8 protein-coding genes are annotated in these 9,908 nt (G+C 57.2%); 4 read left to right on the top strand and 4 right to left on the bottom strand.

What is annotated here, in order from left to right:
* Nucleotides 1-22 precede the first annotated feature (22 nt).
* Nucleotides 23-817, top strand: coding sequence for an SDR family oxidoreductase (locus tag DMO26_RS20700; protein ID WP_162895014.1), 795 nt, complete (start codon nucleotides 23-25; stop codon nucleotides 815-817).
* Here DMO26_RS20700 and DMO26_RS20695 read toward each other — a convergent pair.
* Nucleotides 812-1,597, bottom strand: a complete 786-nt coding sequence (locus DMO26_RS20695) for a metallophosphoesterase family protein (RefSeq protein WP_117194056.1) — start codon at nucleotides 1,595-1,597, stop codon at nucleotides 812-814. The genes DMO26_RS20700 and DMO26_RS20695 overlap by 6 nt on opposite strands.
* A 572-nt stretch (nucleotides 1,598-2,169) precedes the next feature.
* Here DMO26_RS20695 and DMO26_RS20690 point away from each other — a divergent pair.
* The 3 genes from DMO26_RS20690 to DMO26_RS20680 all read left to right on the top strand — a co-directional run bounded on the left by DMO26_RS20690 (nucleotide 2,170) and on the right by DMO26_RS20680 (nucleotide 5,594).
* Nucleotides 2,170-2,616: a plasmid mobilization protein gene (locus DMO26_RS20690; RefSeq protein ID WP_117194055.1), complete on the top strand. Its 447-nt coding sequence runs from the start codon at nucleotides 2,170-2,172 to the stop codon at nucleotides 2,614-2,616.
* Nucleotides 2,585-4,699, top strand: a complete 2,115-nt coding sequence (locus tag DMO26_RS20685) for a hypothetical protein (RefSeq protein ID WP_117194054.1) — start codon at nucleotides 2,585-2,587, stop codon at nucleotides 4,697-4,699. The genes DMO26_RS20690 and DMO26_RS20685 overlap by 32 nt, the downstream gene beginning before the upstream one ends.
* Nucleotides 4,700-4,892: 193 nt before the next feature.
* Complete coding sequence (locus DMO26_RS20680; RefSeq protein ID WP_117194053.1) at nucleotides 4,893-5,594, top strand: GntR family transcriptional regulator; 702 nt, start codon at nucleotides 4,893-4,895, stop codon at nucleotides 5,592-5,594.
* Between the two features lie 444 nt (nucleotides 5,595-6,038).
* Here the strand turns inward: DMO26_RS20680 and DMO26_RS20675 are convergent, their stop codons facing one another.
* From DMO26_RS20675 to DMO26_RS20665, 3 genes are read right to left on the bottom strand one after another with little or no spacing between them, the layout of a single operon-like run.
* Entirely contained in the window at nucleotides 6,039-6,815 is a 777-nt protein-coding gene (locus DMO26_RS20675; protein ID WP_117194052.1) for an SDR family NAD(P)-dependent oxidoreductase, read from the bottom strand.
* Nucleotides 6,812-8,521, bottom strand: a complete 1,710-nt coding sequence (locus tag DMO26_RS20670; RefSeq protein WP_117194051.1) for an acetolactate synthase catalytic subunit — start codon at nucleotides 8,519-8,521, stop codon at nucleotides 6,812-6,814. Before DMO26_RS20670 ends, DMO26_RS20675 begins: the two co-directional genes overlap by 4 nt.
* Nucleotides 8,518-9,858, bottom strand: a complete 1,341-nt coding sequence (locus tag DMO26_RS20665; RefSeq protein WP_117194050.1) for an aspartate aminotransferase family protein — start codon at nucleotides 9,856-9,858, stop codon at nucleotides 8,518-8,520. The genes DMO26_RS20670 and DMO26_RS20665 overlap by 4 nt, the downstream gene beginning before the upstream one ends.
* Nucleotides 9,859-9,908: the final 50 nt, after the last annotated feature.

The following is a 9,908-nucleotide window of genomic DNA, read 5'->3' as shown; positions in this document are numbered from 1 at the left end:
CGCCACGACCGGATGGGGACGGATCATGCATGTCATCGTCACCGGCGGGTCGAGCGGTATCGGTCTTGAGGTCGCAAGGCTCTACGCGGCGCGCGGCGACCGCCTGACGCTGATTGCGCGCGATCCAGGCAAGCTCAAAGACGCACGGCAGCAGCTTCTTTCCCACAACCGGACTGGAGCCGATATCCACATTGCAGTGGCTGATGCGGGGATCGACGCCGACGTCGCTTCCGCGATCGGTGAAGCCGAAGCGAAGCTCGGGCCCTGCGATATCCTTGTTGCATGCGCCGGCACGGTCGAGCCCGGCGCTTTCGAAACGCTGTCAGGCGACGTGTTTGCCGCTCAGGTCCAAACGAACCTCCTTGGCGTGGTCAACGCCGTTCGTGCCGTCTATGGCGGCATGAAGGCGAGGGGGCAAGGCCGGATCATGATCGTCTCCTCGGGGGCGGCACTGATCGGCCTTTATGGTTATACGGCCTATTGCGCATCCAAATCGGCGCTCACCGGGTTCGCCGAGGCGCTTTCGCAGGAGGCGGCGAGGGCAGGGCTAAAGATTTTGATCTGCTTTCCTGCCGATACGTTCACGCCGCAGTTCGAGCAGGAACTGGAGAAACGTCCCGCCGAAGCGCAGGTCTTGATGGGTAAGGCCCCTGCGTGGGCTGCGCCGGCCGTCGCTGAGCGTATCGTCAAGGCGATCGATCGGGGTGCGCCGCGGCTTTATTTCGGTTTTTCGATCACCGCGCTCGGCCTGTTCGGCTCGCTGATCAAGCCGCTCGTTTTAGGCTGGTACCGCTTTAAGCTAAGGCGTCCATCATAACACCGTCGTTCGACCGCCGTCGATTTTAAGCACGGTCAGGTTGCCCGTGTAATAGGCACCCGTATCGATGCCGATCCGGCTTGGGCCAGGATCGGGGTTTGGCTGCGGCGTGTGGCCATGGACGACGAGAAGAGGAAGCTTAGGCCCTTCGGCCAGAAACGGTTCCCTGATCCATAGCAGATCCTCGTCATCCTGCTCGTCAAGTGGAATTCCGGGTTTTATTCCTGCATGGACGAAGAAGAGATTGCCAATCTTTAGGCAGATAGGCAATTCGGACAGGAACTGCCTGTGGTTCTCCGGAACCGCCTCGCCTAAGAGTTCTCGAAGCCGTGCCATCCGGCTTTTCTGCCGAGCACCAAGATGATGGAAATCGATGCCATAGGAAATCAGCGTCTGCTCGCCTCCAAGGCCCAGCCACTCGGTGTAAAGATCCGGCTCGGTCAGAAACTTCAGGAAAACGTCATCGTGATTGCCGCAAAGCGGCAGTCTTTTGAGGCCAAGGTCACTCGGCCTGATCAAATGGTCGAGAACCTGGCTGGAACTGGGACCACGATCAACATAGTCGCCGAGCAGCACGACGAGGCCAGCTCTTCCTGAAGAATTGATGTCGGCGGCGATTTTTGCCTCGGCATTTTTCAGTTCTTTCAAGCAGCCATGGACATCGCCAACAATATAGATCGGATAGCTCGGAGCGCTGGTCCCAAGATCGATTCTGCGGCGCCTCGAACCACTCGTGCTCGTGGCACGGCGTCCAGAAAACCAGTCGATGAGTTTGCGCATGCTCGCCGTCGGCCTTTGAAAAAGGGTAAAATGAGACAATGAGAGTAGGCACCTAAAGGAAACTTAACAGCGGTGCTAGTGGCGCAGTCAAAGATGCCAAAAGACGTGGAAAGCAAGACTGTCGCCTGTCTCTCCTTTGGCTGTGATATCGCCCAAAATGCGCCATTTGTCAGCAACTGGAACGCACGACATGCCATCGGCAGACAAGCCAGTCACACGACGAAGGACGGCGATTTTTTAATTTCGGTTGGACCCGTCTGAAGGCGAAAAACCGCGTTTGAGATCGCGCCGCATCCGGCACCCCCTTACCTACAGAGGCGTCATCGTCGCACAAATGAATGACTAAATTAATAATAATATCCGGCCGTTGACATCGATCGCCAAGTGGGTTGATATGGATAAATTCCTCAATAATATCAATTTATTACAAATAACATGACAGATCGTTTTTGGAGAAAGCTTCATCGTTGCTGAGATTTTTATTACTAAAAACGTAACAGTTCCTCTGGTCGATCAGATCGAGATACGATATGATTAACCTGTCCAATTGAACTTGAGGATGCTGTGGCGTCGTGAACGCGGCCGACGTGCATCTGGCGACAGTTGAGGACGGCGCCAATATGAGCCGGCAAAGGCCAAAATGCATCTCCACCCGTGTGACAGCAGAGGAGTTCGCCGTGATTGTCGAGGCGGCACGGCAGGCAAATTTAACCGTGTCGGATTATGTCCGTTTGGCGGCGCTTGAGGCGACCGGGATACGATCCTTTTATACCGATGATGACCGGTTGCTGCTTCTGCATCTGCGCGATGAGCTAAAAACGGAGGGCTTCAATCTGACGGCGGTTTTGCTGCAGCTCAACCGGGATGACCGCTTCGTCGATGCGCCTTTTAAGAAAGAAATACTGGAAATACAGCGGGTTATCGCAGCTTTATGCGTGGAATTGTCAAGCCACGCCAAGCGGCCGACCTCGCATCGGAGAGCGATCAATGCAAACGGTTTATCGTCACCTCACAGATGATTGGCTTGCTCGGCGAGCAAGCGTTCTGCTGGATCTTGCCGCCGACGAGACGAGGCGTTCGCGGCTCGATGAAGACTGGCGGCGGCGCGCGAGCCTCGATCTTGCCTCGGGCGCATCGATTGGCTCAAAAAGTGCAGGTCGCTCCTTGAAGTTGGAGGAGGCTTATTCTTCCGGTGAGCGGGAGATGCGTCAACGGTTCGCAAGCCTGGCGATGGGAGGACAGCCCGTCGTGGTAAAGGTTCTTGGCTTCGGAGGCAGCGCCGGCGTCCGGAAGCTTGTTTCCTACGTCTCCCGCGCTGGCGAGATCAGGGCCGAAAATGAATATGGTGCAACGCTGATTGGCAAGAGCGTGGCGGCGACCGTCCTTCGGGACTGGCAGCCTGTCTTGAGCGATCGTAAGGCAAGCCGGGATATTGGCCTTTTCGAGATTGAGCTTTCCGGGCGCAATTCATGCGATTGGTCCAAGGACGATAGCCTGCAGCTTCTCCGATCGGCGTTTGCGGACAGGCCGTTTGTTTTTGTGGCGTCCAAAACCTCCCCCGTTATTCGGCTTGAAGGCATGGTCGTTCTCCGCTCCGCCTCTGAGGGCAGATTTGCGACAGACGATGCTGCGACCAAAGCGATAGGCCAAAGCTTGCAGCAAACATTTGCGCAAGAGGCCGAAGCTATCAGCTTCAAGTTCACCGGCGATGGACACGGCATGCGTTATGGAACGCTGCAGCTTCGAAGTCTCGTTGACGCGCATCCTGGCCTGATTTGCGACGAACGCGGAGACAAAATTACCGACAAGGCGGAAATGAACGAGATGCTGCGGCGATGGCGCGGGGCGCTCGTGAGCCGCAGACCCCGTGATACGATGCATGTGGTTATCACGGCCCGCGAAGGCACCGAAGCGGCTCGGTTTCATAATATGGTTCGGGCATTTCTGGCCCAGGAATTTAAGGGACATCGCTATATCTTCGCCATTCACGATCCTGCTGACGATCCGCGTCCGCGTCTCGACGGCGGAAAAAGGCCACATATCCACGCCCACGCTGTTGTCGCCACCGTGTCGGATTATGGCGATCGGTTGGCGGTTTGGGTTTCCGATCTCAAGCGCTGGCGCTTGAGGCTTGCCGAACATGCGCGTGCCAACAATATCAATCTCGTTATGACGGATCGCCGGGAAACGGCGACGGCCCCCGGCTATTCAATCAAACACGTACGGCCCGTCAGTTATGATGGGCGCACGGAGCATGTGGGAGCGAGCAGCGGTGGGCAGCGCCGTTATAATGCCAAGCGCCTTGATCATCCCTATCTCTCTCAAAGCGAGCCGAGCCAGGCCTATGGTGCTGTCGCGCGACGAAATTGGCAGGCCTTGTCGAATGAAGGCAATACCGAAAAGGTACGCCAATTTGCCCGCTCCATGCTGGCACGCTTCGAAGAGGTCGATCGGCGATCTTTGCATAGATCGCCGAAGCTCAACGGACAAGGCCTCGACGGCAGGGGTCAAACGCAAAGCCCGCGGGTTGACCCTGAAAATCTTGCCCATCACGGTTTGCACGCCACAGATGAAGTGAGAAACCGGCATCAGGCCGGGCGCCTTCAAGATCGCCTCCTTCCAGCCGCCCAGGATATTCGCGAGCCGCCGCCGACGAAACCTGTTGCAGGTCCCATAACCAAAAAGCGCCAAGCTGAAAGATCCGTTTCCGGGGCGGTCTCCGATGCCGCGAATATCGCATTGGAAGCAATGCGGCGGTTTCGGGGGGCGGTTGCAAACGCGAGGGCGGATATCCAGGAGAACGAGATTTTGCGCCAGGGTGCCCAGCGAAGCATCCAAGGCAAGATCATCCGTGCTGCGCAAACCGACAAATCGGAGCGGCAAGTGGATGCCGATGGGGTGAAAACCAATGTGTCTGCGAAATCCGTGCGGGAAGCACTGACTGTCGAACCCGTCTCGACCAAGGCCGCTCGTCTTTTTGAAGCGGGCCGGGTGGACAAAAATGAGGAACGAGGTGCCTTGGCACATCGGGAACAAGAGATCCCCGCTTCAATGTTTGCAAGCCGAAACCGCGGTGTCGGCCATGACGAGCAGGACCGATAGGCGACATTTCCATTCGCAACCGTCGGTGAGTTCGCCGAAGCGCAATACCGCTCAATTGGCCTCTTCGGTGCCGCGCGAGGCGATATATTCGCAATATGACCTGGAAATACCGAGGTGTGCCGCGTGATCGTGCTAATCTACCAAGACGTGTAATGGCGGGCCGGCGCCAGAAATCAAATGGCAGCAGCAATTGATGAAAGCAGTTTACCGAGACCTCACATCGCCTGACAAAACGACGGAAGCCTATATCCGGCTAAAATCAGCCGTGACGAGCTACAGGTCTTTCCCTGGTGCGTTCTTCAACATTCGCTCATTGGCCGATCGGATGAAGCTAAGTCCAACACCGATCCGCGAAGCGCTTATTCGACTGGTTCATGAAGAGGCGATCGGTTTTGTCCCAGGTCGCGGTTATTACGTCAAACCGCTTGATCTCGATGATCTGCGTGCAGACTATGAATTGACCTTTCTTCTGCTGCGCTTCGCGATAGAAAAGAGCGTCAAGCGCTTCAATCCCGAACATTTGCCGCCTATTCCCCAGCCGGATGATCGATTAGAGGAAGCAGGCTTGGCCGATGGTTGTGCCCTTTATATCGAGGCTTTTTATGAGGAAGTCGCTCTTTTGGCTGGCAACCCGCGACTGGCACAAGCCATACGGCAGTTTAACGATCGCACCCGACCCCTCCAACTTTTCGCGCTCAGGTCGATACCGCGGCCGGGCGATAGACTGTTGGATTTCACCCAGCTTGCGGCCGTCTTGGCAAGTGGTGGGCGTAAGCAAGCGATCCGGATGCTCAAGTTGAGGTGCCAGGAGATGACAGCCGAACTTCCGGATCTCGTAAAGTCGCTGCATTCGCGTGCCCAGCATGTTCGAATGCCGCTTGAGGATCTGGTCTGACGCTGCTTTGCATTCAAGCTGTGTTCTCGGTTTGGCCAAGGAAAGCATGCTGGTCGCAGATGCTACCGCTCCTCGGGTGCCCTCGTTTGCGTCATTGACGCCTTCTTTGCCGTCGTCAGCCCAATGGGGGTGCTGTGAGCGCTCCATCCACACAGCATGATGGACCGTTTCCGGACAAATTCCACCCTTGGCACACAAAAACGCCGCTCCGTTTATCTTTGCTTAGCCATATTGTTTAACGGCGCGTGAACCAAGCTTCGGCAAGGCGCAATGTCGCCTTATGACGAAACGATTCCGAAATTATTTGCTGGCGTTTCTCGTATCACTGGCTATGTGGGCGGCCATCGTCGGGATAGGCTTGTGGATTTTTGGCTGACCCATGGGTACTTTGCCCGTGGCGGCGAGTAACCGGCGATGAAACTGAAGAGAAGCTCACCCGCCGATCTAGATAGGGATAAATTCTCCGCCGTTAACGTCGATCACTGCGCCATTAACGAAGCTTGCAGCGTCTGAAGCAAGGAAGCCGACGACGGCGGCCACATCATCTGGACGGCCAAGTCGCCCGATGGGAATGCGATCGCGCGCTGCACGGTTCTCGATGCTGTCGGCTGGGCCAGTCATATCCGTGAGGATGCGCCCGGGCGCCACGGTGTTCACGGTAATTCCCGTCCCGCCATATTCACCGACCAGTGCCCGTGAAAGTCCTGCAAGCGCCGATTTCGAAACCACATAACTCGTCCCGGCAATGCGTGGCATTGTGCGGGCCGCGATCGAGCCGATGAAGATAATTCGGCCAAAGCCGGCAGCTGACATCGCCGGAGCTGCAAGCTGACAGCATACCATCGCACCGGTCAGATTAACCGAAAGGGTGTCATTCCATTCGTTGGGCGTGATACGACTAAATTCGGTCCGTTTGCCATTTGGCTTTGGCGACCAGCCGGCATTACAGACGAGGACCTGAGGTGGCTCCCAAAGCGAGGTCACCTCCTTGAAGAATAAATTCACGGCCTCATGATTTCGAATGTCGACAGTCGCCGCATGAACCCGATGGTCACCAAAGGCCCGGGCGAGCTCGCTATAAGCCTTGTCGACCTTTTCGTTATTTTGGCTGAAGACGGCAACGCGATGTCCAGTTGACAAAAGCTTATGGGCGCAGGCGAGACCAATGCCGGTTGTCCCACCCGTGACGATCGCGGCACGCAAATGGTCGGATTGGATCATGCGGCACCCTCCAAATTGCCAAACAGAGACAGAGCCGGGAAGGCGTTCGGGTCGATCATCACCTCGATCAGCATCGGCCCGTCGCGGCGAAAGGCTCTGTCAAGCGCTTCAATGAGCGCCGAGTGCTCGCCGACGCGGATGCCGGCGCAGCCGCAGGCTTCGGCGATTTTGACGTGATCAACGGGATTTAGGTAGCAAGCACTGGTGAAGCGTCCAAATTTGACCGTCTCGGCGTGTTTTTGAAACCCCAAAATCCCGTTATTCAACACAAGGATGATCACCGGTAGAGCGCAGCGGACCAATGTCTCCAATTCCGCCCAGCTATGTGCAAAGCCGCCGTCGCCAACGACAACCACAACCGGATGCTCTGGGACAGCTGCCTTGGCGCCAATGGCGAGCGGAAGCCCCCAACCGAGCCCTGCCAGTCCTCTCGGGCTGATGAAACGCATGCCGGCTTTGAGACTTCGCAATTGCCCAACGATCCACATCGAGGAATAGCTAGCGTCCGCCACGACGGTGGTGTCGGCGGTCAAGCGCCTTTGTAATTCGACCATGACGAGTTCGGGGCGGAGCGGTGAAGCAATTGGATCGACGACAGACCGGCGATCGTCTTCGAAACTTGCCCAGGCTGCGGCAATCAAAGTCTCCACATGCTGGCGGTTGGCGTGGCGGATGTTCAGATCCAGATTTTCCAGAGCAGCGCAGAGCGCCCACAGCGTCTCGCCTGCGTCGCCGACCAGCCGCATAGCTTCATAGGTGCGTCCAATCTCCTGTGGGTCGATGTCGACATGAATAACCTCTGCTTTTTGAGGAATGAGCCGCCAACTATCGGTTCCGTTCTGGTTTGTCCGAGTGCCTACCAACAAGATGAGATCGGCATCATCGATCAGGTCGCGGCTGTGTTTTCCCAAAGATCTCGGACCGGTCAAGGTGATCGGCCCTGCCGAAAGAGGATGGTGTTCGTCAACCGCTCCCTTGCCCATATTGGTCGTGAACACAGGCAGGGACGCCAATTCTTGCAGTCCAGCCAATGCCGCGACGCCTTGACCGTTATGGATACCGCCGCCGATGATCGCGATCGGGGAACGGGCCGCGGCAATGCGCTTTGCTGCCTCGTTTATAAGCTCGCCGTTGGGGCGGATGATGTCTAATGGAAAGGATCCAAGGTTTAATCTGCGGCTGAAGCGTGCTGGCGGGGCTGGCTCTCGCAAAAGGTCGGCAGGCAAAAGCAGCACGGCCGGGCCAGGCCGGCCGGACGCTGCGGCAGAAAAGGCCATATCGATATAGTCGTCAATCCGATCGGCGCTGATGATCCGCCGCACCCATTTGGCGCATGCGCGAAAAAGGTCGAGATGATCCAATTCTTGAAACGCATTGCGATCAGCCTGATCGCGCTCGACATCTTGGACCAAAGCAAGGATCGGGACACTGGCTTTTAGGGCCTCCGCCAAGGGTGGCACGAGCAAAGTTGCGGCGGGACCGTTTTGTGCCGCAACGACCGCGACCTGCCCCTTGCGGCGTGCGTAACCATCGGCCATGGCACCGCCCATGTTTTCCTGGCGGTAGGCGATCTGGCGGATGCCGATTGCTTCAGCAGCCAGAATGACCGCTGAAGGAAGGCTCTGGGCAAAGATAACCTCAATGCCATGCCGCTTCAGGGCACCCGCGACACGTTCGGCGACGGTGAAAATCGAAGCGGAATTCATGCACCTATCTCCTCGGAAATGAGAGCTTTTTCAAAAGTGTCGATGATCAGCTTGATGTCGCTTTCATCCATGGCAGTGGAAAGGCAGGCGGCGGCGGCATAGGGCAGAACAATCCCGTGCTGCTTGAAATGCCGCCCGAGCCAACGCATGGTTTGAGCTTCTTGGCCTGAGAGATAGGCGTCTCGATATTCCCGCGGCGCATCTGCTTTAGGATGCAAGCGAAACAACGATGCCGCGCCGGTCACGCTGAAGGGCGCCTCATATTTTGCAATCAATTGTCGAAGACTTGCGCGAAGATGGTTGCCCAGTCGATCGAGCTTTTCAAATTGCTGACGGGTCATGGCAATCATGCTGGTAAACCCGGCCACCATGGAAATGGGATTGGCGGAGAACGTGCCGGCCTGTGGCAGGAGCGGCGGGCCGCCCCGCCCGTCGAAAACGGCCATGGCGGCCTTGCTTCCACCGATTGCGCCGATCGGAAATCCGCCACCGATGATCTTGCCCATGGTGATCAAGTCGGGATTCAGCCCAAACCGGGCGGAGGCGCCATTATAACCTTGCCGAAGATTGAGTACCTCGTCAGCGATGATGAGAACGCCATATTGCCTTGCCGTTTCAACCACCGCCGTCAAAAATGCATTATCGGGCGGCAAAAGTCCGGCCCGGCTTGGCATCGGGTCGATCAAAATGCAGGCTAGCCGTTGATGATGGGCGGCGATGCGCCGGCGGGCGCCTTCGGCATCGTTAAAACGAAGCAAGATCACCTCGTCGGTGACCGAGCCCGGCTGGCCAGAATAATAAGCAACGCTCAAAGGCTCTTCGGGTGGCCCCCAGGTCTCCGGTGTCCCGGTTTGGCCCGCCTCCGCCCAGTCATATGCGCCATGATAGGCGCCTTCGATCTTGGCGACCGCGGGGCGGCCCGTCGCTGCACGGGCCGCCTTGATCGCAAACATCACCGCCTCAGTACCGGTATTGACAAAGCGGACCTGTTCAACCGCCGGAATTCTCTCGCACAAGAGCTCCGCGAGATGGATCTCAGATAAGGTTGGGTTGGAAAAGCAGGTGCCGTCCCTGAGCGCGCGACTGACGGCCTCAATCACCGGCTCGAACGTATGCCCGTGGATCAGCGTCGTGAAGTTATTGTTGAGATCGAGATATCGGTTGCCATCAACGTCATGAAGATAAGCGCCATGACCCCAGCCGGCATAGTCGGGATGGGGATGACGCTCGACGGTTGAGCGATTGACGCCATCGGGAATGACGAGGCGCGCCCGCTGGTAAAGTTTTTCCGAGATCTGCGTCGGTAAGGTTGGGGATGTGGGTGTTCGTGCTCGCATGGGCTCCTCCCGGCCAGCGACAAGCCGGCGATATCGGAAGCTAGCCAGAT

It is taken from the genome of Rhizobium terrae, assembly GCF_003425685.1.
Lineage (GTDB): Bacteria > Pseudomonadota > Alphaproteobacteria > Rhizobiales > Rhizobiaceae > Neorhizobium > Neorhizobium terrae.
This window is presented reverse-complemented; position numbering and strand designations above follow the sequence as displayed.

Bases quoted from the DNA above. Each gene is read 5' to 3' on its own strand.
- DMO26_RS20695 (WP_117194056.1), bottom strand. From the start codon at position 1,597: ATGCGCAAACTCATCGACTGGTTTTCTGGACGCCGTGCCACGAGCACG.
- DMO26_RS20685 (WP_117194054.1), top strand. From the start codon at position 2,585: ATGCAAACGGTTTATCGTCACCTCACAGATGATTGGCTTGCTCGGCGA.
- DMO26_RS20680 (WP_117194053.1), top strand. From the start codon at position 4,893: ATGAAAGCAGTTTACCGAGACCTCACATCGCCTGACAAAACGACGGAA.
- DMO26_RS20675 (WP_117194052.1), bottom strand. From the start codon at position 6,815: ATGATCCAATCCGACCATTTGCGTGCCGCGATCGTCACGGGTGGGACA.
- DMO26_RS20670 (WP_117194051.1), bottom strand. From the start codon at position 8,521: ATGAATTCCGCTTCGATTTTCACCGTCGCCGAACGTGTCGCGGGTGCC.
- DMO26_RS20665 (WP_117194050.1), bottom strand. From the start codon at position 9,858: ATGCGAGCACGAACACCCACATCCCCAACCTTACCGACGCAGATCTCG.